Source organism: Pseudomonas sp. LH21 (assembly GCF_036549575.1).
GTDB classification, from domain to species: domain Bacteria; phylum Pseudomonadota; class Gammaproteobacteria; order Pseudomonadales; family Pseudomonadaceae; genus Aquipseudomonas; species Aquipseudomonas peradeniyensis.
The window spans coordinates 5077507-5102685 of record NZ_CP144367.1; the positions used below are offsets into that span (position 1 = coordinate 5077507).

Sequence of the window (25179 nt, forward strand, 5' to 3'; positions counted from 1 at the left end):
CCCGATGGCAAAGACGAAAACGGTCTACCAGACCTCCCCACTGGGCTTGTTCACTGGCACCGCCGAAGCGGACGAGTCGCCGCTGGAGCCCGGCGTGTTCCTGATCCCCGGCGGCTGCGTGGAGACGGCGCCGCCGTCGATCCCCGAGCACAAGGCCGCACACTGGAATGGCCAGACCTGGTCCCTGGTGGACTACTACGACGGCCTGGTGGTCTTCAGCATTACCACCGCCGAGGCCCTGACCATCACCGGCATGGGGCCGGTCCCCTCGGGTTACACGGTGAAAAAGCCCGGACCGGACCAGGTGTGGAAGAACGGCGAATGGGTGGACGACACCACCGCCGTTCTGGCCAAGCTCCACCAGCAGAAGCTGGGCGAGATCAACACCGGCTGCGCGCAGTACATCGAGGCCGGCTTCGATTCGTCGGCCCTGGGCGAGGCACACCGCTACAGCAGTTCGCTGGAGGACCAGGTCAACCTGACCGGCCTGGTGTTCAGCGGCCTGGACAGCGCCTACCCCTGCACCGGCAGCGATGGCGTGCGCCAGTTCCTGGCCCATACCCGCGACCAGTTGCTGCAAGTTAACAAGGACCTGGTCCTGTTCAAACAGTCGGCCCTGCAACACGCCGACCAACTCAAGCGTGACGCGGCGAAGGCGCTGCAGGACAAGAAACTCGGCACGCTGCGCGCCATCCAGTGGACGGTGCCGGCATGAGCTGGTCGCCCGTCACCTTGCGCTGGCCCGCTGAGGCGACCCGCTGGATGGGCCAGCTCGACGCCGCCAAGGCCCTGGCCGGCAGCGAGCTGGCCAGTACCGCCCAGCGCCTGAGCGGCCTGCAGGGCCTGGCCAGCACCAACCCCGGCCCAGTCGGTGCCGCAGCCAAGGGCGCGATCGAGGCCGGGCGCCAGGCCCTGGCCGAACAGCTGGGCGAAGTGCCCAGGTGCCTGGTGGTGACGCCGTTCCAGAGCGGTATCGGCCAGGGGCGTGGCTACCAGCGCTTCCTGTCCGCGCCGAACCTGCTGCAGCAGTTGGCCAACAAGCTTACCGACGCCACCGACAACGGCAGCCCCCAGGGTGAGCAGCACGCACTGTGCCTGCTGTTCCTGGGTACCCGCCACGATCAGCTGGCCGCCGGCCTGGCCCGCTTCAACGCCCTGATGCCGATCCCCGAACTGGTGCGCGCGCAACGCCGCGCCGAACACCTGGCCCGGCTCGAAACCGAGAAATGGCAGATTCCCCAGGCCACCGCCCTGCCGCGCTGGGAAACCTTGCCGCTGGAGCGCTGCACAGTGCTGAAAGCCGCGCAGCAGTCGCTGGCCGGGCAGATCGCGGTGCTGGAAAGCTACGCCGCCGACAGCTCGCCCATGAGCGACCTGGCCGGGCTGGCGGCGCGCAAGGCCAACCAGCAGCAGGTCCGTGACCAACGCCTGGCCGACCTGCGCCAGCTGCTGGAGGGCGGCCAGGCCGACAGCTCGGTACGCACCCGCCTGCTGGGCCCGGGCAACAACACACAACTGCGCCGCATGCTGCTCGAAGGCGATGCCCCGGGGCATGAATGGGTGATGAGCGCCGGCGTGATCCTGGTCGGCTCGGCCAAGGGCCTGAGCTTCGTTCGTGAAATGGTGGGTTTATGACACTGCTACTGTTGGACGGCCAGCCCGTCGAAGGCAAGACCCTGAAAGTCACCGGCAACCTGCGCATCGAAGCCGAGGACCTGTCCGGCCAGACCAGCAACACCGACACCGCGCACAAGGGCTTCAAGCCCAAGACCCTCACGGTCACCCTGACCATCCCCTACGTCAACGGCGCCTGGCTGCGCAGCCTGATGCGCCTGGCCGAAGCTACCGAGAGCGGCGGCCAGCTCAAGACCTACCGCATCGTCAACGACACGGCCGAGGCCTTTGGCATCCGCCAGGTGCGCTTCGCCGAGAACGTCAACGCCCGGGAGGACGACTCGCTGGCCTGCTGGCGGGTACAGTTCGGCCTGGCCGAAAAGACCTCCAACCCGGAAAAGGTCGAGAAGCGCCGCGCCAAAAAACGCGTCAAGGCCCAGGCCGCTCCGGGGGCGGCGGTGGGCGCGAAAGAGGAGGAAGAGGAGAAGGACCCGGAGTTGACCAGCTTCGAGCGCCTGCTGAAAAAAGTGGATGACTGGCTGGGAGAGAAGTCATGAAGCTGCATCAGGTACTCAATGTCGGCGGCGAGCGTTACGAGCTGGTCAGGGCGGACGTGCGCCTGGAGCTGCGCAACCCGGGGCGGGCGACCTTCATCGTCCAGGCCGAGGCGCCCCTCAAGGGCCTGGTCACCCTCGACATCGGCTACAACGACAGCCCGCTGCAGCGGCATTTCATCGGCTACGTCGAGCGCTGTACCAGCGCCAATGCCAGGCAGCAATTGCTGTTCTGCCGTGAACTGGCGGCGATCCTGGCCAGGCCGCTGCCGATGAACCTGCGCCACGTCGACCTGCGCGGCGTGCTCGACCAGATCGGCCAGCAGACCGGCCTGCGCTTTCGCGTGCCCGAGCGGCCCTACGCGTCGGTGCGCGCGCCGTTCTTCTACAGCCTGGCCGCCGGCTTCCAGGCCATGGAAAGCCTGGCCCAGGTCTTCGACATCCCCGACTTCATCTGGCAGCAGCAGGGCAACGGCGAGGTCTACGTAGGCAGCTGGGCCGACAGCTACTTCGGCGCGCGCCCCGCGCTGCAACTGCCCATGGAGCTGTTCGACAACTACCAGGGCAACCAGAGCGCCAGCATTGCGGCCCTGCCGGGGCTGCGTCCGGGCGCACCGATCAACCACGGCGAGCGCGTGACCCATGTCGCGCTGGCCGACAGCCAGATGGCCATACGATGGAAGACGCAATCCGCCGCGCCGTAGCGCGCCAGTTCCCCGAAATCACCGGCGGCTATCACCTGCCGCGCTTCGGCCGCGTGGTCGCGGTGCCCGATGCGCCGGCGGCGCCCGGGCTATGCGACGATTTCCGCCCGCGCTTCGGCGTCGATGTCCAGGTGCTGCTGCCGGACGGCGAGCCCGACCCGACGCTACCGGTGTTCACCAGCCTGCCGCTGCCGGCACCCATGGGCGGCCAGGAACGCGGCATGTTCGGCTTCCCCGAGGAGGGCACAACGGTGGTGCTGTCGTTCGCCTACGGGCTGCCGCACAAGCCGTTCATCCAGCAGATCCTGCCCCACGGGCTGAGCCTGCCCAAGGTGCCGAAGGGCGACCTGGTGTGGCAGCACAGCGAGGCCTGCCAGCAGCGCGCCGACGCCGACGGCAACTGGCTGCGTCAGACCGATGGGCGGATCCGCGACAAGGCGATCGAGCGTGAAGTCGAGGCGCTGGCCAACACCGAGCAGTTCCAGAGCCATGCCCGGACGGTGGACGACCACTCGACCGAGACCGTCGGCGGGGTCAAGAAGATCGAGGCCCTCGGCGCGCTCAAGCTGCTGTCCGGCGGCTCCGCCAGCCTGGCTGCCCTCGATGACTTGCACCAAGCCACCGGGCGCGACCTGAACCTGGCGGTGGGGCAGAAACTCAACGCAGCGATTGGCGGCGACGTCCAGGAGCGGATCGAGGGCCTGCGCCACAGCGTGGTGAAGATCAGCCAGCGCCTGCAGGCGCCGAAGACCTGGCTGGGCTCCGAGGCGGTGAACGTGCTGCAGGTGCTCTGCGACCTGCTCGACCTGGTTCAGGAAATGAACACCGAGCTGGCCGGGCACGTGCACGGGCCCACGCCACCACCTGGCAATGCGGCGGCCTTCAGCGGCGCGGCGGTGCGGGCCCAGGCCATGGGACTCAAGTTGAAGCCGATCACGCTGTGATCTTCAGGGCATTTCGCATTCGCGGGGCCAGCCCGCTCCCACAGGTTCAGCCTTGAGCCTGTGGGAGCGGGCTGGCCCCGCGTTGCGTTTGGGCGGAAAAAGTTGAGTGTTCGCACGACTGACTGCCAGAAGACTTGGATTTACCCCATCGGGAACAGCTTTGCAGCATCACCAGCGTGGGAGCGGGCTTGACCCGCGATCACCGGCGAAGCCGGTGCCATGCCTATAATCGCGGGGCAAGCCCACGCTGGTGATGATTCCCTGCGCGACCTCTCAGCCCATGGAGTCCTGTTCAGCCTGAAAGAACCCAAAGCTTCATCGCCTGCGCACAACCGTCTACAATCCCTCCTGCTTGAACCGGGATAACCGAAGCACTGCCTCGAAACCCGATGGACCTGACCACTGCCGGTCAACCGTCGGGACAAATGGGTCCGGACCTTGGCCGGCCCGTTTATCGGAGGCAACACATGAGCCCGCGTATCTGGCTGCTGGCCCTGGCGACATTCGCCACGGGCATGGCGGAAAACATCACGGTCGGCATCCTGCCGGCCCTGGCCGATGGCCTGCAGGTCCCGCTCGGGATCGCCGGGCAACTGACCACGGTCTTCTCCCTGAGCTTCGCCCTCGCCGCCCCCTTCTCTCCCCTGCTGACCACCCGTTTCCCGTTGCGCCGACTGCTCTGCATCACCCTGGCCCTGTTCGCCTTGTGCAACCTCGCCGCGGCCCTGGCGCCGGGCTATACCGCGCTGCTGCTCGCCCGCATCGGCATGGCCACGACCAGCGCCCTGACCTGCCTGACCTGCACCCTGATGGCCACGCGCCTGGTGCCCGAAGCCCTGCGTGGCCGAGCCATTGGCGTGATCTTCATGGGCATCTGCAGCTCACTCGTGCTGGGCGTTCCCGCCGGAATGCTGCTATGTGACGTGCTGGGCTGGCGCGGGGTGTTCACTGGCCTGAGCCTGCTGGCGATCGCAGTGCTGCTGATGGCCTGGCGCGGGCTGCCGCAACTGCAGAGCAGCGAACGCATCGCCCTGGGCAGCTACCTGCGCCATCTGCGCGACAGTCGCCTGGTGGCCGCCCAGGGCGTGTCGCTGTTGATGATCGCCGGGCACTTCACGGTGTTCGCCTACCTGGCCCCTTATGCCCGGCAGGTCGCCGACATCCCCGTGCAATGGCTGGCCGCCCTGTTCGCCGCCTTCGGAATCGCCGGCGTCTCGGGCGGCTATGCCGGCGGCTGGATGGCGGACCGGCTCGGTGCAGGCCGCTCCATCGCCCTGGCGCCACTGCTCTATCTCGCCAGCTTGCTGGTACTGCCCCTGAGCGTCGGCACGCCCTGGCTGTTCCTGTCGGCGATGATGCTCTGGGGCGGGCTCAGCTGGACCACCTCGCCCGTGGTGCAGAGCTACCTGGCGACCCGTGGCCCGGATACCTTCCCGGCGGGCATGAGCCTGAACATGTCGGCCATGCACCTCGGTGTCGGGCTGGGTTCGGCCATCGGCGGCGTGGTGATCACCGGGGCGACGCTGGCGGCCACCCCCTGGGCCGGCGCCGCGCTGACCGCGTTGGCGGCAGGCCTGGCGTTCTGGTCGGCCCGCCCACCCGCAGAGCCTGGTTTCAACGAGCGCGAACCGGCGTAGCGGCCTGCTGCTCCTGCTCGAAGGCATCGGCCAGGTAGTCGATCAGCTTGCGCACCGCGGGCATCAACCCGCGACGAGAAGGGAACAACGCCACCACCTCCCCTTCCCGTGGCGCCCAGTCGTCGAGGACATGCACCAATCGCCCGGCGGCCAGGTCGTCGCGCACCGCCTCCTCGGGCAACAGCACCGCGCCCACGCCGGCCAGGGCGGCCTCGCGCAGCACCGCGAGGTCGTCCGACACCACGCGGGGTCGATGGCGCACGGCAGCCTCGGCGCCTGCGGGCCCGACCAGCATCCAGGAGGCGTCCTGCACATTGGCGCCCCAGTTCAAGCTCGGCAGAACCTGGAGCCCTTCCGGCGACAGCGGGCGCCCGTGTTCGGCGAACAGGCCGGGCGCGGCCACCAGGCACTGCCGGCTCGGGGCCAGGCGACGCATCACCAGCTCGCTGCTTTCCAGTGGCTGGTGCTGCACGCTCAGCACCAGGTCGAAGCCCTCGCCGATCACATCCACCCGGCGGTTGTAGCTCTTGACCAGCAGCTCGACCACCGGGCATTGCGCCATGAAGCGCGCCAGCATCGGCGCCAGCCGCGAATCGAGCAACGCGGTGCTGCTGGCCAGGCGCACGATGCCGCGGGGCTCGGCGCGGTTGCGTTCGACCGCATCCTCGGCGGCGACGGCCTGCTCGAGCATACCCAGGCAATGGCGGTAATACTCCAGCCCCACCTCGGTCACCTGGAACTGCCGCGTGGAGCGCTGGATCAGGCGCACGCCGAGGCGCTCCTCGAGTTTGGCCACGCGCCGGCTGAGGCGGGACTTGGGCAGGCCAAGGATGCGCCCGGCGGGCGCGAAGCCGCCGTGCTCCACCACCTTGGCATAGAGATAAAGGTCGTTCAGGTCGAACATCGGCAACACTCGTCCACGGCTCACTGCTGCATCATCCGTCATTCTTCGAGGATCGTCACAGTGGCGGTGGTCCCGGCCCGCAAAGCAGGCGCCTCGGCATTCTTGGGCTCCAGGCGCAGGCGTACCGGCACGCGCTGGGCCAGCTTGACCCAGGTGTAGTTCGGATTGACGTTGGCCAGCAGGCGGTTGCCCGGCTGGTTCTCACGGTCGGTGATGGCGTAGGCGATGCTCTCCACCGTGCCCTGCAACGCCTGGCCATTCATCAGCACGATGCGCGCCCGGCTGCCGACGGCGATGCGCGGCAGCTTGGTCTCCTCGAAGTAGCCACTGACATGGAACGAATCGCTGTCCACCAACGCCAGTAACGCGGCGCCCGGTTGCGCGAAGTCGCCCTGGCGGGTCAGCAGGTTGGTGACATGACCATTGACCGGCGCCAGCACCTCGGTGCGCTGCAGGTCAAGCTGTGCCTGTTCCAGCGTGGCTTCGGCCAGTTGCACATTGGCTTGCGCCAGGCCGAGGCTGGACTGCTCGCGCAGCAGGTCGGCCTGGGCCACAGCCACATCAGTCTTGGACTTTTCCCACTCCTCGGCGGAAATGGCCGACAGTGACTGCAGCTTGCCCCGGCGCTGTTCCTCGCTACGCCGCTGCTTGAGCAATGCCTGGTTGGCGACGATGTTCGCCTGCGACTGCCCCAAGGCTGCCCGTGCCACCTCGACCGCGCGCCGGGCATGCAGCACGGCCAGTTCATAGCGCGCCGGGTCGATGCGCAACAGCAGGTCGCCCTTGTGCACGAACTGATTGTCCCGCACCGGCAGGGCGACGATTCGGCCACTGACCTCCGCCGCCAGGGTGACCACATCGGCCCGCACCCGTGCGTCGCGGGTCCAGGGCGCCTGGGTATAGTGCGTCCAGGCCAGCCAGCCCAGCACGATGGCAACGGTCAGCATGACCAGGGTCAGGCTGCGCGACAACAGCGGCTTGATCGACGACATCTACCTGCTCACTCCCATCCACAACAACAGGGCCGCGCAAATCGCGGTGTACAAGGCACCCTGGAACAGCGCCGGATGCCAGACGAATGCCAGCACGCCCACCCGGCGCAACAAGGCATCGACCAGCAGAAACAACGGCAGCGCCAGCAGCAGCGCCTGGGCGATGGGCGGCAGGTAGACCCCGCCCACCTCGAAATCAATGGGCATTGGCCACCTCCGGCAACAGCCGCGATCGTTCAGCTTCCAGCACCTGGCGATAACGCGCCAGCAACTGCCCGGCCACCGCCAGCGCCACCCGCAGGATGAACAGTCGGCGCAAGGCGTCACGCCCCATCTGCCCTGGCGCGCCATGCAGGGCATCGAGCAACTGCGCCTGATCGTCCAGTTCCCGTAACAGCGGATCGAGCGCTACCGCGCCCTGGCCACCGACGAAGTCGGCGACGCCCTGCAGGCTTTCCCGCAAGCGTGTCCGGGTCGCCGATGGCAACGCCAGATCACTGTTGGACAAAGCACGCGCCTGGCCCAGGGCGATGGCCAGCGCCGGGCATACCAGCGCGCACTCGACACGCTCGCGCGAGGTCATGTCCGCAGCGGCCGGCAACAGACCAATCAGCGCCGACAGGCGATCAAGCAGCAGGCTCTCGAAGGCGAACTGCCCGGCCAGCGAACCGCTCCCGAGCACCTGGCGGCGCACATCCTCACGGGTCTGGCGAAACAATCGGGCGATGCGTTTCTGCGCATTGAACGGAAAGACCAGCGCAAACACGGCCATCGCCAGCACCCCGGCCACCAGGTAGCCACCGGCGAACTCGAACCACTGGATATCGCTGTTGTGATAGGCCCCGACATTCTGCGGCCCGATCATCAACAGGCTGATCAGGCCGATGCCCATGCCGATCCCCGCGGTCATCGGGTTGGCCAGGCCGACCGCCGCCAGGTACAGCAACGGTGCCAGGCACAGGGCAAGCATCTCGAAGTCGGTGAACAGCGGCAGCAGGGCGAACTGATAGAGCGCCGACAAGCCCATGCCCACCAACAGCCCGCGGTTGTAGTTCTGGCTGGCCAGCAGCGGTCGGGGCAAGGTCGCCATCAGCGAACACATCACGCCCATCAGGATCACCGCCGAACGCGCGCCATCCCAGGCGCTCTCGATCCACAACCCGCCGATCAGCAGCAGGGCCAGGCAGGCGCGCACGGCGTTCATCGCCGCCAGCGGCCAGTCCAGGTGCAAGGCGCTGGCGCGCCCCTGCTGCTGGGGACAACTGGCCAGACGACCCTGCTGGATCGCCTCGTTCAGCTCGATCAGCTCGTCCAGTTGCTGCAGCAGGCGCGCCTGCTCCCAGCGCAAGGCCCAGGCCAGGGCGCGCAGGTGCGGGGGCAGTGGCTCATTGAGAAATTCCGCACGGTCGGCGGCGTCATCGAACCCCTTGTGCAGGGTGCGCAGGGCCTCGCGGTCCGCTGCCGAGAGCGCCATACCGTCACGCGCCAGCGCATCCAGGCTGGCCAGTTCGGCGTCGCGCAGCAGCTGGATATCCGCGGGCAGCGGCCCCTGCCAATGCGCCTTGATCAGCTCACGCTGCTGACGCAGCACCAGCAGTCGCGAAACCAGCAGCACCAGCTGGTTGGCGAACAGTTGCACCAGTCCATCGCCGCTGCGCAGGTGCGGGGCATCGAAGTACAGGTGCCGACGCAACCCCTCCAGCGCGCTGACCTCGGCGATCAACCGGGCCTGACGCTGACCGAATGCGGCCTCGTCCTCTTCGGTGCGGATCACCTCGGCGGCATGCTGGGCGATCAGTTTCAGCAGGCTGTCGACTTTGGCGAAATAGCTGTTGGCCACCGCCTGCGGGCGGGCCGTCAGCAGGCTGACAACGGCCACGCAGGCCACCGCCAGCAAGGTCTCGGTAACCCGTGTGACGGCCAGCATGAAGGTGCCCTCGGGCTCGGGTACGGCCAGCATGGCCACCACCACCGCGGTAAAGCCGCTGAGCACGAAGGCATGGGAATCGGTATAGCGCAGCAAGGTGCCACCGGCGGTGCACAGCCCCAGCCACAGCGCCAGGCTGACCAGCAGGGTGTACGGCATCTGCGCGAACAACGCCATCAGCAGCACGGCCACCGCCGCGCCGACCACGGTGCCGAGCACCTGCGCGAGGCTGCGCTTGAGGGTCATGCCGGCCAGCGGCAGGCTGATGATGATCACCGTCATCAGCGCCCATTTCGGTTGTTCCAGGTCGAACACGAATGCCAGGTAGAGACACAGCAGGCCCGCTACCACCGTACGCAGCGCGAACAGCAGCACATCGCGCCCGGGGCGCAGGGCAAGCCTGAAATAGGCAATCAGTGGAGCCATCCATTACCTCGTAACCGACAAGGCGGGTCCGGGCCCCGGCACCGGGGCCCGGACACACCGTCACTTGGCCAGCTTGCTGTAGCTGGTCATCAGGTTACGGTAGTCGGGAATGTGGTTGGAGAACAACGTGCCCAATCCTTCGATGTCGTTGCGCCAGTCGCGGTGCAGCTCGCAGGCCACGCCGAACCAGGTCATCAGCTGGGCGCCGGCGGCCTCCATGCGACGCCAGGCCGAGTCGCGGGTCAGCTCGTTGAAGGTGCCGGAGGCGTCGGTGACCACGAACACATCGAAGCCCTCCTCCAGCGCCGACAGCGCCGGGAAAGCCACGCACACCTCGGTGACCACGCCGGCGATGATCAGCTGCTTCTTGCCAGTGGCTTTCACTGCCTTGACGAAGTCCTCGTTGTCCCAGGCGTTGATGTTGCCGGGGCGGGCGATGTAGGGCGCTTCGGGGAACTGCTCCTTGAGCTCGGGCACCAGCGGGCCGTTGGGGCCGGTCTCGAAGCTGGTGGTGAGGATGGTCGGCAGCTTGAAGTACTTGGCCAGGTCGGCCAGCGCCAGCACGTTGTTCTTGAACCGGTCCGGGTCGATGTCGCGCACCAGCGACAGCAGCCCGGTCTGGTGATCGACCAGCAGTACCGCGGCGTTGTTCTTGTCCAGACGCTTGTATTGGAATGCCATGGTGGATCTCCTTGCTTGGATGGGGAACAGCCAGAGTCAGTTGCGTTGCGAGTCTAGTTGCTCATGACCGGTGACGACGGCCTGGGCCCTGGTGTAGCTCTCGATCAGCAGCATCGCGGCGTTTCCGGGGTCGAGTCGTGGCACCTGGCCTTCAACGTTGGCAGCTTGCGAGAAATTGCTAATCGTTCTCTCCTCTTGGCGTGGAGAACAGGCCATCCTGGCCGCTGCGGTCGGGCCGCGCCCCACACATCCACAGTGGGGACTATGAGAGTAGGCAACGCAGGCTGAACGAAGCGACCGTCAGTCGGCGGGCCGTGGCAAATACCCGTGCGGCCTGGGGCCAGGCGGGCGACAGGGCTAACGGTAGAGAGGAGAGGCGCGGGCCGGTAGGCCCATGGGTGAACCCTCAGAGTTCCATCTGGAGAACAATGAGGCGGGCACTGTTATTGTGAGGTACGACGATATTGCTGCATCGGACTGCGCGGAGCTGCCGGATCGGTCATTTCGATCAGACCGGCCGCCAGCGCTGGCTTGAGGTAGTTCGCTCTGAAGGTATGCCGATGAGACAGCTCGAGGCGCTCCATCAGTTCATTGGCGCGCAGCGCGACACCCGGTTTCAGAACCTCCAGCAATCGCGCTACTTGGTCGGTTACTTGGTCGGTTACTTGGTCGGTCTCACTCGCCTCGGCCAATGCCTTTCGCAGCGCCTGGAGCATGAACTCGACAAAGGGCGTGGCCTCGCCAGCCTGATCCGCAGCCGCCAAAGCACCGTAGTACGTCTCCTGCTGGGCACAGATCACCGACTCCACCGGCAGGTAGGCGAGTACCGGGCGCCAGCGGCTCAGTATCAGCGTCTGCCACAGACGACCCATTCGCCCGTTGCCATCGGCGAAAGGATGGATGAACTCGAATTCGTAGTGAAAGACGCAGCTGCTGATCAACGGGTGCCAGTCACTGGCGCCCAGCCAATGCAGCAGGTCATGCATCAGCGGCTGCAAGCGACTGGCAGGCGGTGCCATGTGCAACAGGCGCTGGCCGCGATAGATGCCGACACCTCCTTGGCGAAACTGGCCGGCGTCGTCGATCAACCCCATCATCAGCAGCTTGTGGGCAGCCAGCAGATCAGTCTGACGCTCGGGCAGCCAGCCGCTCATCGCTTCATAGGTGGCAAAGGCATTGCGCACCTCCTGGATTTCACGCGGCAGGCCGAGTACCCGCTTCCCTTCCAGAACCGCAGTGACCTGTTCGACGCTCAGTGTATTGTTTTCGATCGCCAGCGAGGCCTGGATGGTACGAATGCGGTTGCCCCGCCGCAGTTGCGGGGTAAGCGCCACTTCCCGATTGGCCGTAAGTGCCCCCACCTGCTCGCTGATATCGGCAACCAGCGCCAGCATGCGCGGTGTCACGGTCAGTGGCGGCAGATACTGGCTCATGGGAATGTCCATCGGGTCTGAAAGCGTGGGAACGATCGTGAAGCTTGATGACGTCAAGGCTGCCGACACCTTAGCCAGTGGCAACACCCGGGTAAAGCACAGTACCCCTTTGGTTCACGATTTCCTGAACTGATTATTTGCCCACAGCGATTTTTCCCCCCGCCCGCCCCCACCAGAATCGCTTCACCAACAATCACAATAAACCGTGAGGCCACTCCCGTGGACCAGACACTCCAGGTACGGCAGGCCGCCGCCGACCTCGTCGCCGCCTTCGCCAGCAACGACACCGCCCGCTACTTCGCCTGCTTCAGCGAAGACGCCACCTTCCTTTTCCACACCGTGCCGCAACCGCTGATGTCTCGCCGCGCCTATGAAGATCTCTGGGCCAGCTGGCAGGCTGATGGATTCGCCGTGCTCGGCTGTGAGTCCAGCAACGCGCAGGTGAGCCTGCAGGGCGACGTGGCGATCTTCATGCACGATGTGGCCACGCGCCTGCGCGTGGCCGGCGAAACCCTCGACCTGAACGAGCGCGAGACCATCGTCTTGCGCCTGCAAGGCGAGCGCTGGCTGGCCTGCCACGAGCACCTGTCGGTCGTCTCGCCGGCCTGATCCCCTTTCAAGCGGCCCTGCCGCACTGCCATCGCACACACAACAAGGCCGCCCGACGGCCGACAACATTCGCGCTGGAGCATCACCATGAGCCACTCGACCGGTATCGAGACCAATGGCGTCGAACAGATCCCCGACGATCAACGCGACGCCGCCCCGCTGGACCTGTTCCGCCTGATCTTCGGCGGCGCCAACACCTTTGCCACCGCCGTGCTGGGCAGCTTCCCGGTGCTGTTCGGGCTGTCGTTCCAGGCCGGCGTCTGGGCGATTTTGCTCGGCGTCGGCGTGGGCGCGCTGATCCTTGCGCCGATGGGCCTGTTCGGCGCGCTCAATGGCACCAACAACGCGGTATCGTCCGGCGCCCACTTCGGCGTGCACGGGCGCATCGTCGGCTCGTTCCTGTCGCTGCTGACCGCCGTGGCGTTCTTCTCGCTGTCGGTGTGGAGTTCGGGCGATGCCCTGGTCGGCGGCGCCAAGCGCCTGGTCGGCCTGCCGGAAACCGACCTGACCCTGGGCCTGGCCTACGGCCTGTTCGCGGTGCTGGTGCTGGTGGTGTGCATCTTTGGTTTTCGCTTCATGCTGTGGGTCAACAAGATCGCGGTGTGGGCCTCGAGCCTGCTGTTCCTGCTGGGTATCTTCGCCTTCGCCGGGCCCTTCGACGCGGGCTACGCCGGCAGCGTCAACCTCGGCCAGGCCGGCTTCTGGGCGGCGTTCGTCGGCGCGGCGATTTTGGCCATGAGCAACCCGGTGTCGTTCGGCGCCTTCCTTGGCGACTGGTCGCGCTATATCCCGCGCGAAACCGCCAAGTCGCGCATCATGCTGGCGGTGATCCTGGCCCAGGCCGCCACGTTGATCCCGTTCCTGTTCGGCCTGTGCACCGCCACCCTGGTGGCCAGCCAGGCACCGGACTACATCGCCGCCAACAACTACGTCGGCGGCCTGCTGGCGATCTCGCCGGGCTGGTTCTTCCTGCCGGTGTGCCTGATCGCGGTGATCGGCGGCATGTCCACCGGCACCACGGCGCTGTACGGCACCGGCCTGGACATGTCCAGCGTGTTCCCGCGCCTGCTCAGCCGCGCCGCCGCCACCCTGCTGATCGGCGTGCTGGCCATCGGCTTCATCTTCGTCGGCCGCTTCACCTTCAACCTGGTGCAGAGTGTGTCGACCTTCGCCGTGCTGATCATCACCTGCACAAGCCCCTGGATGGTGATCATGATCCTCGGCCTGATCACCCGCCGCGGCTTCTACCATGCCGACGACCTGCAGGTGTTCACCCGTGGCCAGCAAGGCGGCCACTACTGGTTCGACCATGGCTGGAACTGGCGCGGCATGGGCGCGTGGATCCCCAGCGCGGCCATCGGCCTGTGCTTCGTCAACCTGCCGGGGCAGTTCGTCGGCCCGCTGGGCGAGCTGGCCGGCGGCATCGACCTGAGCCTGCCGGTGACCCTCGGCATCGCCGCCGTGCTGTACCTGATCCTGCTCAACCTGTTTCCTGAACCCGCTGGCGTGTATGGCCCACAAGGCCCGCGCTGGGTGCGCTGCAAAAGCACGCCCGTAAAGCCCGTGACCACCGCCGAAATGGCCTGACTGGAATCCGACCATGACCACACCCCACTACATCGACGGCCGCTGGGTCGAAGGCCAGGGCAGCGACTGCATCGTTGTCCACAACCCGTCCGACGGCCAGCCGTTCGCCGAACTGATGGCCGCCAGCAGCGCCCAGGTCGACCAGGCCGTGGCCGCCGCGCGTCGCGCCCTGGCATCGTGGAAGACGGTCAGCGCCGCCGAGCGCGCCACCTACCTGCGCGGCTTCGCCGAACAGCTGGGCCAGCGCCGCGACGAACTGATCGCCCTGCAGATGCGCAACAACGGCAAGCCGCGCCACGAGGCCGAAATCGACCTGGACGACGCCATCGCCACCTTCGCCTACTACGCCGATCTGGCCGAGCAACTGCCGGCGAAGAACCGCGACGTGCCCCTGGCCGCCCCGGGCTTCACCGCCCGCACCCGCCTGGAACCGGTGGGCGTGGTCGGCCTGATCGTGCCGTGGAACTTCCCGCTGGTGACCAGCGCCTGGAAGCTCGCCCCGGCCCTGGCCGCCGGCTGCACGGTGGTGCTCAAGCCTTCCGAGGTCACCCCGCTGATCGAGCAGGCCTACGGCCAGATCGCCGAGCTGCTGGGCCTGCCGGCCGGCGTACTCAATATCGTCAACGGCAAGGCCGAGACCGGCGCCGCCCTGAGTGGCCACAATGGCCTGGACAAACTGTCGTTCACCGGCAGCAACGGCGTCGGCAGCCAGGTGATGCGCGCCGCCGCGGCCCAATGCCGACCGGTGACGCTGGAGCTGGGCGGCAAGTCGGCCATCGTGGTGTTCGACGATTGCGATGTCGACCAGGCGGTGGAGTGGATCGTCGCCGGCATCACCTGGAACGCCGGACAGATGTGCTCGGCCACCTCGCGCCTGCTGGTGCAGGACGGCATCGCCGATGCCCTGCTGCCGCGCTTGCAGGCGGCGCTGGAAGCCTTGCGGGTGGGCAACCCGCTGGCGGAAGAAGTGGACATGGGGCCGCTGACCAGCCAGGCGCAGTGGCTCAAGGTCGCCGGCTATTTCGCCACCGCCCGCGAAGAAGGCCTGAAGTGCCTGGCCGGCGGCAAGGCGCTGGACCGCGACGGCTGGTTCGTCAGCCCGACGCTGTACGTGGATGTGCCGGTGAGCAGCCGCCTGTGGAGCGAGGAGATCTTCGGCCCGGTGCTGTGCGCGCGGCGCTTCGGCAGTGAATCCGAAGCCATCGCCCAGGCCAACGACAGCCGCTTCGGCCTGGTGGCCACCGTATGCTCCGCCGACCTGGAACGCGCCGAGCGCGTGGCCGATGCGCTGGAGGTCGGGCATGTGTGGATCAACTCGGTGCAGGCGGTGTTCGTCGAGACCTCGTGGGGCGGGACCAAGGGCAGCGGCATTGGCCGAGAGCTTGGGCCTTGGGGGCTTTCGGGGTATCAGTCGGTGAAGCATGTAACGCGGTGTTTGGGGTGAGTAGCTGAGCCCTTTCACAGGACGCGTGAGGTTGGCAGGTGTTCGACGGCAGCCTTGCAGCGCCTGCGAGATCGAGCGCCGCCCGCGCGGCGCATCGCGACGCAAGGCCGCTCCTACATTTGTTGCAACGTGCCGAACCTGTCAGGCCATGGTTGCCCGCCTTGGTGCATGTCTTGAGACAGGTGAGGCGCCAGTGGTGCCCACGCTGCGACCGCGTCGTACCAACAAGGCGGACCCGGTAATGGCACAGGATTGACTGGCCCGAAACAGATGTAGGAGCGGCCTTGCGTCGCGATGCGCCGCGCGGGCGGCGCTCGATCTCATAAGCGCTGCAAGGCTATCGGCGAAGACAAGGTCGCCTTCTCGCGATATCACTTGGAACCCATCGCGGGTCAAGCCCGCTCCCACGACAATCAACACCTCTTCAGCCGTAAGACATTTCCGAACCTGAAACAAGGTGCTTCAAAGCAGAACAGCTTGGGAATTACCCTACGCACGCTGCCGACGCGTCTGAATTGTCGAGGGCCATCAGCAGGACTAACTTCCCCAGGTCGTCGTTCTGACGATCAGGTGTGAGAGCCTGAGATCTGGTTTGCAGCCTTTGCGGCAGCTGTGCGCGGGCAGGATTCGTCCTGGCCGGGTTCCCAGGTTTCCGGTCTCTCACCCTGCGTACAGCTGCCACCCAATCCTGTGAGAGGGATCAGCGTGCAGCTCCTGACTAACCTGGAGATTCGCAATGAAAAAGATCGTTCCTGATCCCCCCCCTGCCAAATCGCTCAACCGCCCCTTCTTCACCATCAACGACGATATGCCCACCACCGAAGCGCTGCTTCACGCCATCCAGCTGATGCGCGGTATCGAAGACACCATCGACGAGTACTGCTGCGCCCTGTCCGGCGAACTCGGGCTGGGGATGCTGGTGAACGCCGCACACAACGTGCAGATGGGGCGGGCGCTGGCGGAGCATGCATTGAACCGCTGCTCTTGCGGCTGACGCCTGGAGACCTGCCCTGCACGATCCCTGTAGGAGCGGCCTTGTGCCGCGAAAGGGCCGCGTAGCGGCCCCAGATTTCAGTGTTGAGCAAAGATCGTCGGGGCCGCTACGCAGCCCTTTCGCGGCACAAGGCCGCTCCTACAGGGGCGTGGGCGGGCAGGCCCCGCGATGGCCTCACGCCGGCTCGTCGGCCGGTCGCCCGTTCTCCTGCACCAGCACCATGCTCTGCGGCGACGACAGGGCGATGCCCTCGTCACGCAAGCGCCCGAGGATGGTGAACAGCAGGTCGCTGCGCGTGCTCGACACCTGCCGCGGCGAGGCCACGTAACCGCTCACACCGATCACCATGCCACTGCTGGTCAAATCCTTGAAGGTCACCGACGTGGCCGGCGCATCGAGGATCGACTCATGCTCCTTGTACGCCGCCAGCAACACCTCGCGCACCTTCGCCGGGTCAGTCTCCAGCGGCAGCGTCAGGGTGATGCCAACTACCCCCAGGGCATTGGCCATGGTCACGTTGCGCACGTTCTGCGAGATGAACTGCGAGTTGGGCACGATCACCGTCGAGCGGTCGGACATCTGGATCTCGGTGGCGCGCACGTTGATCCGGCGAATGTCGCCCTCGACACCGGCCAGGCTCACCCAATCGCCCACCTTCACCGGGCGCTCGGTGAGCAGGATCAGGCCGGAGATGAAGTTCTGCACGATCTGCTGCAGGCCGAAACCGATACCCACCGACAGCGCACTGACCACCCAGGTCAGGCTGGTCAGGTTGATGTGCAGGGTGGACATCACCAGCATGGCCAGGAACAGGAAGCCCAGGTAGCCGACCAGGGTCACCAGCGAGGCGCGCATGCCGGCGTCCATGTCGGTCTCCGGTAGCAGTCGCTCGCTCAGCCAGCGCTTGACCACGCGGATGGCGAACCAGCCACCGAGGAAGATCGCCACGGCCAGGAAGATGTCCTGGGGCACGATGTTCAGGTTGCCCAACACCTTGCCGCCGGTGCCGTCCCAGTCCGCCAGGCTCAGCAGCAACTCGCCCGGGCTGGTGCCCGAAGGCATGAACACCAGCAACGCGGCGGCGAACAGCAGCAGCGTGCGACCGATACCCGCCAGCACCGTGCTGGCCTGGGCCTGGTGGCGTTGCTGCAGGCCAAGCGCCGAGGCCAGTGCCAGGCCACCGGGCTGGCGGGGCGACAGCAGGGTTTCGCACAAATCGCCGAACACCGTGACCAGCAAGTAGGCACAGACCACCACCACGCTGATCCACAGCAGCTTGGCGGTGAGGAAGTAGGCCAGTGTCAGGTAGCCGGCAAGCAGGGTCAGCAGGATCGCCAGCACCCACACCACGATCACGAACGGGATCAGCCCGGCCAGGCCCTTGGGCCGCTCCAGGTCATGCTGGCGACGGGCACGGCGGTAGCGCAGCAGGGCCACGACGAACAGCAGCGACACCACCAGGGCGGTCAGGCCGTTGGTGGCCAGGGTCAGCGCCAGGCTGGTGCCGATCACGCTGTTGATGCGCTCTTGGGTCAGCAGCACCATCAGCGCCAGGGCCAGGACCTTGGGGAACCAGCCCAGGGCGCTGGCCACTTCGTCGGGGATCGGCGGCAGGCGCCAGGACGGGCGCTGCAGCATCAGCATGGCGCGGCCCAGGCCCGAAATGAAGGCACTGAAGATCACCAGGGCGAGGATATGGTTGGTCAGGCTGGCGAGGTCCGTGCCAAGGTCGGCGCTGCTCTCCAGGCCCCAGCGCAGCAGCGACACGGAGCCGGAGATGGTGCCCAGGGTCGCCAGGCTGACGCTCAGCGCCAGGGCGCTGCGGCGCAGGCGGCCTTCGGGCAGCCAGCGGATCATGGCGTCGGCCAGCAGGCGCTCCAGCACCCGGCGCACCAAGGTCCAGACCAGCACCGCCGCCACCAGCGCGGTGATGAACAACCAGCGGTGCTCGGCGCTGAAGGCGCTGGCCATGGCGTCCGACACCTCGCCACGCAGGTCGCGCAGGCGCGCCACGTCGTCGTCGGTGGGGCGGATCAGGCTCGACCAGAACGCCGGGCTCAACGGGCTGGCGGCGCGGCTGGTGATCTGCGAGTTGAACAGGCTGCGGCGCAGGTTGACGATCTGTGTCGACAAGTCACGGGCCGACTGGGTCAGCGTGGTGGCGTCCTTCTGCTCGGCGACCAGCTTGTTCTTTTCATCAGTAAGCTGCTTGCGCTGGCGGGTCAGGCTCTCGGCCTCCTCCTCCAGCGGCGGGCCGAGCACGTTGAGCTGGTCGTCCAGGCGCTGCACGTCGGCGGTGCGCTGGGTGACCAGCACATCGGCCTGGCGCTGCACCTGCAGGGCCGACTGGCGCAACTGCGCAAGCAGGTCGTCGTTGGCGTTGCTGGTGACGCCCTGGCGGATCTGGTCGAGCCGTTCGCTCAACTCCTCCAGGCTGGCGTTCTCGTCCAGCACCTGCTGCTCGGCCACGGCCAGGCGCGATACCGGCGTGGCTGGCGCGGCCCAGGCAGGCACGGCCAGGCACAACAGCAGGGCGAAAATCCCCGCATAGAATCGGTCAAGGCTGACACGCCTCATCGAATGCTCCTCTACACAACTCGACAGGGCGTGAATTCTACGCGGTCTGGAGGCTCAGGAGAGTGCCGTCTCTCGGTCCAGCAGCTGGCGCTTGCGTTCGATGCCCCAACGGTAGCCGCTGAGGTCGCCGTCGCGGCGCACCACCCGGTGGCAGGGAATGGCCACGGCGATCGCGTTGGCCGCGCAGGCCTGGGCGACGGCCCGCACAGCCTTGGGCGCGCCGATGCGCTCGGCGATGTCGGTGTAGCTGACCGTGGTCCCGGCCGGCACCTCGCGCAGCGCCTGCCAGACCCGCTCCTGGAACGCCGTGCCCTGCACATCCAGGGGCAGCGCCAGGCCCAGGGCCGGGGCCTCTACAAAGCCGATCACCTCCGCCACCAGCCGCTCGAAGGCGTCATCGCCGCCGATCAGCTGGGCCTTGGGGAATTTGTCCTGCAGGTCCTTGAGCAAGGGCTCGGGCTCGTCACCGAGCAGGATCGCGCAGATGCCGCGTTCGCTCTGGGCCACCAGGATCGCCCCAAGTGAGCACTGGGCCAGGGCAAAGCGAATGGTCGCGCCCTGGCCGCCGGCACGGTATTCCCTGGGGCGCATACCGAGGCGCTCGCCGGCGCTTTCGTAAAAGCGGCTGTTGGAGTTGTAGCCGGCGTCGAAGATGGCTTCGGTGACGCTGCCGGCGGCGTCCAGGCGCTCGCGCAGACGCTGGGCGCGGAAGGCCGAGGCATAGGCCTTGGGGGTCAGGCCGGTCTCGGCCTTGAACAGGCGGTGCAGGTGAAACGGGCTGACGTTCAGCTCGCTGCCGAGCTGGTCGAGGTTGGGCGCGGTCTCGCTGGCCTCGATCAGGCGACAGGCGCGGGCCACCAGCTCGGTGCGGCGGCTGCCCTGCCCGCCCTTGCAGCGCTTGCACGGGCGGTAGCCGGCGGCCTCGGCCTGGGTGGCGGCGCTGAAGAACTCGACGTTCTCGCGCTTGGCCAGGCGCGACTTGCAGGCGGGCTGGCAATACACGCCGGTGGTGCGCACGGCGTAGACGAAATGGCCGGTGGCGGCGGTGTCGCGGGCCTGCACGGCGTGCCAGCGTTCGGCGTCGGTGGTGTAGGTGGTCGGGGCGGGCTTCATCAGGGGCCTCTCCTGGGATTCGATACCGTCAGCCTGGCAGGGTGGATGATGCGTGGAACTCCGATTCTTGCGGTGTTTTCACGGGCCCTATCGCGGGGCAAGCCCGCTCCCACGCTGAACACTGATGGCGTGGGAGCGGGCTTGCCCCGCGATAGGGCCATGCAGGCGTACGACACTTCAAGCCCGCCACAGGTACCAGGCCGCCACGGTGCGATACGGGCTCCACGCCCCGCCCAATACCCGCATCTGCGCAGGCGTCGGCGCCTTGTCCAACCCCTTCATGCGCCGATACCCCTCGCGCACGCCAAAATCATCCACCGGCAGGATATCCGATCGCTCCAGGCTGTAGATCAGCAGCATTTCCACGGTCCAGCGCCCCACCCCGCGCAATGCCACCAGGCGCTCGATCAGTGCGGCATCCGACATGCGCAGCGCCTCGTCCCGGCTGGGCACCACGCCCTCCAATCGCGCCTGGGCGATCCCGTGAACCGTGGCGATCTTGCTCGCGGAAAACCCACAGGCGCGCATCGCCTCCGGCGTCACCGCCAGCAACTGTTCGGGCGAGGGAAACGCCACATCCGCGAACAGCGCCAGCAACCGCCCGAGGATCGCCTCGGCCGCCCGCGCATGCAACTGCTGATAGGCGATCGCCCGCACCAGCGCCTCATACGGCTCGCGCCCGGGCGTGGCACGGTGCAGGCAAGGCCCCACGGCGGCAATATGCCGCGCCCAGTCCGGGTCCTGCCCGGCCAGCCAGGCGGCGGCATCGTCAAAGGCTTGCGGGGAAAGGTCTGCAAGGATCATCAAGGGCATTCGCACAAGTCACGATCCCCTAGCCTAGCCCAACCGTTCATCGGTGAAACGCTCAATCTTGCGCATCGAATTACTGGCCTACCATTGCTCCGCCCGCCACGCCACGCATAGAATTGAGAACTATTAACAATCACATTATCCGGGCAGGCTCTCCAGACGATGCAGATCGAAGACACGCTGAAACCGGCCGAGGTCGATCTGCTCTATCAGGCGCACCACCGCTGGCTACGCGGCTGGCTCGGTGCCCGGGTCGGCTGCCGGGAGCACGCCGCGGACCTGGCCCAGGACACTTTCGTACGCCTGCTCAAGGCACGCCAGGTTTCACCGCTCAAGGAGCCGCGGGCCTACCTGTGCAGCATCGCCCGCGGCCTTATGATCGACCAGTTCCGCCGCCGCGCCCTGGAAAAAGCCTACCTCGAGAGCCTGGCCAGCTTGCCCGAGCTAGAAGCCCCCAGCGAGGAACAGCGCCTGCTGATCCTCGACACCCTCGAACGCCTCGACCGCGCCCTGCAACGCCTCAAGCCACGGGTGCGCCAGGCGTTCCTGCTGGCCCAGCTCGACGGCCTCACCCTCACCCAGGTCGCGCAACGCCTGGGCGTCTCCCGGGCCACGGTCGAGCGCGACCTGGCCAAGGCCCTGGGTGTCTGCTACCGGATCCGCTACGCCGATGCCTGACCAGAACCCGACCCAGGCCCAGGTCGACCAGGCCATCGAATGGCTGGTGAAACTGCGCTACGACAGCCCCGGCCCACGCAGCGAACAGCAGTTCCAGCGCTGGCTGGCCAGCCACCCGCAGCATGCCCAGGCCTGGCAGCGGGTCAGCAGCCTCGGCGACGAACTGGCCAGCCTGCCCGCCGAGCTGAGCCGCCAGACCCTGGCCGGCAGCGAGCGCCGCCGCATGAGCCGGCGCGACCACCTCAAGCTGCTGTCGCTGCTCGCGCTCGGCGCCAGCGTCGGCTGGGCCGCGCGCGAGCCCCTGGGCCTGCCGGCGCTGATGGCCGACAGCCGCACCGCCACCGGTGAGCGCCGTGAGCTGCTGGGCAGCGACGGCAGCCTTATCCGCCTGAACACCGCCAGCGCCATCGACCTGCGCTACAGCGCCGAGCAGCGCCGGCTGACCTTGCTGCGCGGCGAGGTCAGCCTGGACGGCAACGCCAACGACAACCGCCCGTTCAGCATCGACACCCGCATCGGCGCCTTGAGCACCCAGGGCGGCCAGCTGCTGCTGCGGGAAAACGCCCAGGGCCTGCTGCTGGCCGTGCGCCGGGGCGAGGTGACGCTGTTCCCCGCCTCTGCCGCCGCGCATCAGGTCAAGCCCGGCGAGGTGCTGCAGGTATTCGCCCAAGGTGACTACCAGCCCGCCACCCTGCACAACGACCCCTGGGGCTGGACCGATGGCGTGCTCAGCGTGCAGCAGATGCCCCTGGCCGAGTTCATCGACGAACTGTCGCGCTACCGCCCCGGCCTGCTGCGCTGCGCGCCGGAAGTGGCCGGGCTCAAGGTCTCCGGCACCTTCCAGCTGGCCGACACCGACCAGATCCTGCTGCTGGTAGCCCGCAGCTTGCCGGTGCGCGTCGACTACCGCACGCGCTTCTGGGTGAGCATCGACGCCGCCTGAAAACATCGCAAAAAATAAATGAGGTGGAATCTCATTCTCGTCCGGCCTGAAGGAAACAAGCCCGAACAGTGGTCTGCCAACCTTCAGGAGCGCTTCATGATCCGCCCGTGTTCCCCCCGCAACGCCCCCTTGCGCCATGCCATCCGCGCCGCCGTCCTGGGCCTGGGCGTGGCCTGCGCCGGCCTGCCGCCGACCCTCGCCCTTGCCGTGCCCGCCAGCCAGAGCCAGCAGCGCGACTGGAACATCCCGGCCGGCCCGCTGGCCGCCGCGCTGGACCAGCTGGCGCGCCAGGGCGGGCTGAACCTGTCGTTCGACGCCACCAGCCTGCGGGGCAAGACCACCCAGGGCGTGCAAGGCCGGCATGACAGTGCCCAGGCCCTGCAGATCCTGCTGCGGGGCAGCGACGTGCAAGTCCAGCAGGAAAGCGACAAGAGCTTCCTGCTGCTCCCGGCCCTGGACGTCGGCGACGCCCTGCAGCTGGGCGCCACCAGCATCTCCAGCAACCGCCTGGGCGAGACCACTGAACACAGCGGCTCCTACACCACCGGGGCGGTGACCATCGGCAAGACCCCGCAAAGCATCCGCCACACCCCGCAGTCGGTGACCGTGGTCACCCGCCAGCGGATCGACGACCAGAACATCACCAACCTCACCAACCTGCTCGAACAGACCCCCGGCGTGGTGGTCAACCTCACCGACAGCGAGCGGGTGCAGTACTACTCGCGCGGCTACCAGATCGACGCCATCCAGTACGACGGCGCCACCGTGGTGCAGAGCAGCGGCGGCGGCTCGTTCATCCAGAGCGACTCGGCGATCCTCGACCGCGCCGAGGTCCTGCGCGGCGCCACCGGCATGCTGCGCGGCGCCGGCAACCCCTCGGGCACCGTCAACCTGGTGCGCAAGCGCCCCACCTACGAATTCCAGGGCGAAGGCAGCGTCACCCTCGGCACCTGGGACGCCCAGCGCTACGTCGCCGACCTCTCCGGGCCGTTGACCGAAACCGGCAACGTGCGTGGCCGGGTGATCGCGGTGCACGACGAAAAGGACCACTTCCAGCAGTCGCGCCAGGAGCGCAAGGACGTGCTGTACGGGGTTATGGCCTTCGACCTCGACGACAGCACCACCCTGACCACCGGCCTGGAATGGACCCAGCTCGACGCCACCGGCGCCTGGGGCAACCTGCCGGCCGACTACGACGGCTCGCCGCTGCCATTCGGCCGCAGCACCTACCTGGGCGCCGACTGGAACCGCTGGAACCGCAGCAACCTGCAGACCTTCGCCGAGCTCGAACACCGTTTCGACAACGACTGGACGCTCAAGCTGATGGCCCAGCGCACCCACTTCGAGCTGGACGACAACGGCTTCAAGCAGACCTACTTCAGCCGCGCCACCGGCACCGCCAACCCGACCCGCAACCCTTACCTGATGAGCTACCAGGTGACCGAAGGCGATGGCGGCGAGAGCCTGCAGAACAACCTCAGCGCCACCCTCAACGGCCCGTTCGATTTGCTTGGCCGCACCCACGAGCTGATGCTGGGCGTCGAGCGCATCCGCAACGACTCCTACGCCTCGGCCACCAACAATGTGCAGTCGGGCGTGTTCGACATCCGCACCTGGGACCCGAAGACCAGCCTGGCCAACCCGAACATCAATATCACCGCCCACCCGGTGCGCACCCGCACCACCCAGGAAGGCGCCTACGCCACCTGGCGCATCTCCCTGGCCGACCCGCTCACCGCGATCATCGGCGCCCGCGCCAACTGGTACGACTACGAGCAGGAGAACAACACCAAGGCCAGCGGCAAGTTCAGCGTCGACAACGAGCTCGTGCCGTACGCCGCGCTGATCTACGACCTCAACGAGAACTTCAGCACCTACGCCAGCTACACCGAGATCTTCAACCCGCAGACCAACACCGATGCCGCCGGCTCCGTGCTCGAACCGGTCACCGGCGAAGCGTACGAGACGGGGATCAAGGGCGAGTTCTACGAGGGCCGGCTGAACACCTCGCTGGCGTTCTTCCGCATCTACCAGGTCGGCAATGCGCTGGACGACCTCAGCGGACCAAACCCCTGCCTGCCCAACTACACCAGCGGCTACTGCAAGGTCGCCGCGGGCAAGAACCGCAGCCAGGGCTTCGAACTGGAGATTTCCGGCGAAGTGCTGCCGGGCTGGAACGTGACCGGTGGCTACACCTACAACACCACCGAATACCTCAAGGACACCACCGGCAACAACGGCAACCCGATCCGCACCACCGACCCCAAGCGCATGCTGCGCCTGTTCACCAGCTATCGCCTGCCGGGCGAGCTGCAGGCCTGGACCGTGGGTGGCGGCGTGCAGGCGCAGAGCGACATCTACAACCGCAGCGGCAGCGCCGAAGCCTCGCAGTCGGGGTATGCGGTGTACAACGCGATGGTCAACTACCGCTTCAACGACAACTATTCGCTGCAGTTGAACGCCAACAACCTGTTCGACAAGAAGTACTACCGCCAGGTGGCGCCGACGCCGACCGGCTACTACTGGGGCGATCCGCGCAATGTCTCGGTGACCCTGCGCGGCACCTTCTGAAGCGCATTGGCTGCCGCATCGGGAGCCAGCGCGGTTT

Annotated in this window: 22 protein-coding genes; 13 read left to right on the forward strand and 9 right to left on the reverse strand. The window is 67.1% G+C overall.

From position 1 onward, the window contains the following. Window positions 1-4 precede the first annotated feature (4 nt). The 6 genes from VUG52_RS23115 to VUG52_RS23140 all read left to right on the forward strand — a co-directional run bounded on the left by VUG52_RS23115 (window position 5) and on the right by VUG52_RS23140 (window position 5453). Window positions 5-715 carry a DUF4376 domain-containing protein gene (locus VUG52_RS23115; RefSeq protein WP_050703714.1) on the forward strand — a complete coding sequence of 237 codons (711 nt, stop codon included), beginning with the start codon at window positions 5-7 and terminating at the stop codon, window positions 713-715. Continuing rightward, a complete protein-coding gene (locus VUG52_RS23120; protein ID WP_050703725.1) occupies window positions 712-1635 on the forward strand; it encodes a hypothetical protein in 924 nt (307 codons plus the stop codon). The genes VUG52_RS23115 and VUG52_RS23120 overlap by 4 nt, the downstream gene beginning before the upstream one ends. After that, a complete protein-coding gene (locus VUG52_RS23125) occupies window positions 1632-2171 on the forward strand; it encodes a baseplate complex protein (protein WP_050703713.1) in 540 nt (179 codons plus the stop codon). Before VUG52_RS23120 ends, VUG52_RS23125 begins: the two co-directional genes overlap by 4 nt. Next, window positions 2168-2872, forward strand: a complete 705-nt coding sequence (locus tag VUG52_RS23130) for a hypothetical protein (protein WP_050703712.1) — start codon at window positions 2168-2170, stop codon at window positions 2870-2872. Before VUG52_RS23125 ends, VUG52_RS23130 begins: the two co-directional genes overlap by 4 nt. Beyond that, a complete protein-coding gene (locus VUG52_RS23135; RefSeq protein WP_050703711.1) occupies window positions 2845-3816 on the forward strand; it encodes a hypothetical protein in 972 nt (323 codons plus the stop codon). Before VUG52_RS23130 ends, VUG52_RS23135 begins: the two co-directional genes overlap by 28 nt. A 467-nt stretch (window positions 3817-4283) precedes the next feature. Next, a complete protein-coding gene (locus VUG52_RS23140; protein ID WP_050703710.1) occupies window positions 4284-5453 on the forward strand; it encodes an MFS transporter in 1170 nt (389 codons plus the stop codon). On the opposite strand, the gene VUG52_RS23145 is transcribed toward VUG52_RS23140, so the two are convergent. From VUG52_RS23145 to VUG52_RS23170, 6 genes are all read right to left on the reverse strand, one after another. Continuing rightward, window positions 5431-6357 carry a LysR substrate-binding domain-containing protein gene (locus VUG52_RS23145; RefSeq protein WP_050703709.1) on the reverse strand — a complete coding sequence of 309 codons (927 nt, stop codon included), beginning with the start codon at window positions 6355-6357 and terminating at the stop codon, window positions 5431-5433. The two genes, VUG52_RS23140 and VUG52_RS23145, sit on opposite strands and share 23 nt — an antisense overlap. A 38-nt stretch (window positions 6358-6395) precedes the next feature. Beyond that, the gene (locus VUG52_RS23150; protein ID WP_050703724.1) at window positions 6396-7340 is read right to left on the reverse strand and encodes an HlyD family efflux transporter periplasmic adaptor subunit; all 945 of its coding nucleotides are present in this window, start codon (window positions 7338-7340) and stop codon (window positions 6396-6398) included. Window positions 7341-7349: 9 nt separating this feature from the next. Beyond that, window positions 7350-7556, reverse strand: coding sequence for a DUF1656 domain-containing protein (locus VUG52_RS23155; RefSeq protein ID WP_050703708.1), 207 nt, complete (start codon window positions 7554-7556; stop codon window positions 7350-7352). After that, window positions 7546-9702, reverse strand: a complete 2157-nt coding sequence (locus tag VUG52_RS23160) for an FUSC family protein (RefSeq protein WP_050703707.1) — start codon at window positions 9700-9702, stop codon at window positions 7546-7548. Before VUG52_RS23160 ends, VUG52_RS23155 begins: the two co-directional genes overlap by 11 nt. A gap of 60 nt (window positions 9703-9762) precedes the next feature. Next, window positions 9763-10383: an isochorismate family cysteine hydrolase YcaC gene (gene ycaC / locus VUG52_RS23165; protein ID WP_050703706.1), complete on the reverse strand. Its 621-nt coding sequence runs from the start codon at window positions 10381-10383 to the stop codon at window positions 9763-9765. 443 nt (window positions 10384-10826) lie between these two features. Beyond that, entirely contained in the window at window positions 10827-11816 is a 990-nt protein-coding gene (locus tag VUG52_RS23170) for a Fic family protein (protein ID WP_050703705.1), read from the reverse strand. Between the two features lie 219 nt (window positions 11817-12035). On the opposite strand from VUG52_RS23170, the gene VUG52_RS23175 reads away from it, so the two are divergent. The 4 genes from VUG52_RS23175 (at window position 12036) to VUG52_RS23190 (ending at window position 16450) form a co-directional block, all read left to right on the forward strand. After that, on the forward strand, window positions 12036-12425 hold the full coding sequence (locus VUG52_RS23175; protein WP_050703704.1) for a YybH family protein: 390 nt from the start codon (window positions 12036-12038) through the stop codon (window positions 12423-12425). 87 nt (window positions 12426-12512) lie between these two features. After that, window positions 12513-14012, forward strand: a complete 1500-nt coding sequence (locus VUG52_RS23180; protein ID WP_050703703.1) for a purine-cytosine permease family protein — start codon at window positions 12513-12515, stop codon at window positions 14010-14012. Between the two features lie 13 nt (window positions 14013-14025). Next, complete coding sequence (locus VUG52_RS23185; RefSeq protein ID WP_050703702.1) at window positions 14026-15456, forward strand: aldehyde dehydrogenase family protein; 1431 nt, start codon at window positions 14026-14028, stop codon at window positions 15454-15456. Between the two features lie 736 nt (window positions 15457-16192). Further along, window positions 16193-16450, forward strand: a complete 258-nt coding sequence (locus VUG52_RS23190) for a hypothetical protein (RefSeq protein WP_050703701.1) — start codon at window positions 16193-16195, stop codon at window positions 16448-16450. Between the two features lie 174 nt (window positions 16451-16624). Here VUG52_RS23190 and VUG52_RS23195 read toward each other — a convergent pair whose 3' ends face one another. The 3 genes from VUG52_RS23195 to VUG52_RS23205 all read right to left on the reverse strand — a co-directional run bounded on the left by VUG52_RS23195 (window position 16625) and on the right by VUG52_RS23205 (window position 20944). Next, window positions 16625-19027 (reverse strand): DUF3772 domain-containing protein, encoded by a 2403-nt coding sequence (locus VUG52_RS23195; RefSeq protein WP_331832123.1) that lies wholly within the window; start codon window positions 19025-19027, stop codon window positions 16625-16627. Between the two features lie 54 nt (window positions 19028-19081). Next, window positions 19082-20140: a bifunctional DNA-binding transcriptional regulator/O6-methylguanine-DNA methyltransferase Ada gene (gene ada, locus VUG52_RS23200; protein ID WP_050703699.1), complete on the reverse strand. Its 1059-nt coding sequence runs from the start codon at window positions 20138-20140 to the stop codon at window positions 19082-19084. 177 nt (window positions 20141-20317) lie between these two features. Then, window positions 20318-20944: a DNA-3-methyladenine glycosylase family protein gene (locus VUG52_RS23205; RefSeq protein ID WP_331832124.1), complete on the reverse strand. Its 627-nt coding sequence runs from the start codon at window positions 20942-20944 to the stop codon at window positions 20318-20320. Between the two features lie 168 nt (window positions 20945-21112). On the opposite strand from VUG52_RS23205, the gene VUG52_RS23210 reads away from it, so the two are divergent. The 3 genes from VUG52_RS23210 to VUG52_RS23220 all read left to right on the forward strand — a co-directional run bounded on the left by VUG52_RS23210 (window position 21113) and on the right by VUG52_RS23220 (window position 25142). Further along, window positions 21113-21628: a sigma-70 family RNA polymerase sigma factor gene (locus tag VUG52_RS23210; protein WP_050703696.1), complete on the forward strand. Its 516-nt coding sequence runs from the start codon at window positions 21113-21115 to the stop codon at window positions 21626-21628. Then, window positions 21621-22571 carry a FecR domain-containing protein gene (locus tag VUG52_RS23215; RefSeq protein WP_050703695.1) on the forward strand — a complete coding sequence of 317 codons (951 nt, stop codon included), beginning with the start codon at window positions 21621-21623 and terminating at the stop codon, window positions 22569-22571. Before VUG52_RS23210 ends, VUG52_RS23215 begins: the two co-directional genes overlap by 8 nt. Window positions 22572-22667: 96 nt before the next feature. Continuing rightward, window positions 22668-25142, forward strand: a complete 2475-nt coding sequence (locus tag VUG52_RS23220; RefSeq protein ID WP_050703694.1) for a TonB-dependent siderophore receptor — start codon at window positions 22668-22670, stop codon at window positions 25140-25142. The last annotated feature ends 37 nt before the right edge of the window (window positions 25143-25179 follow it).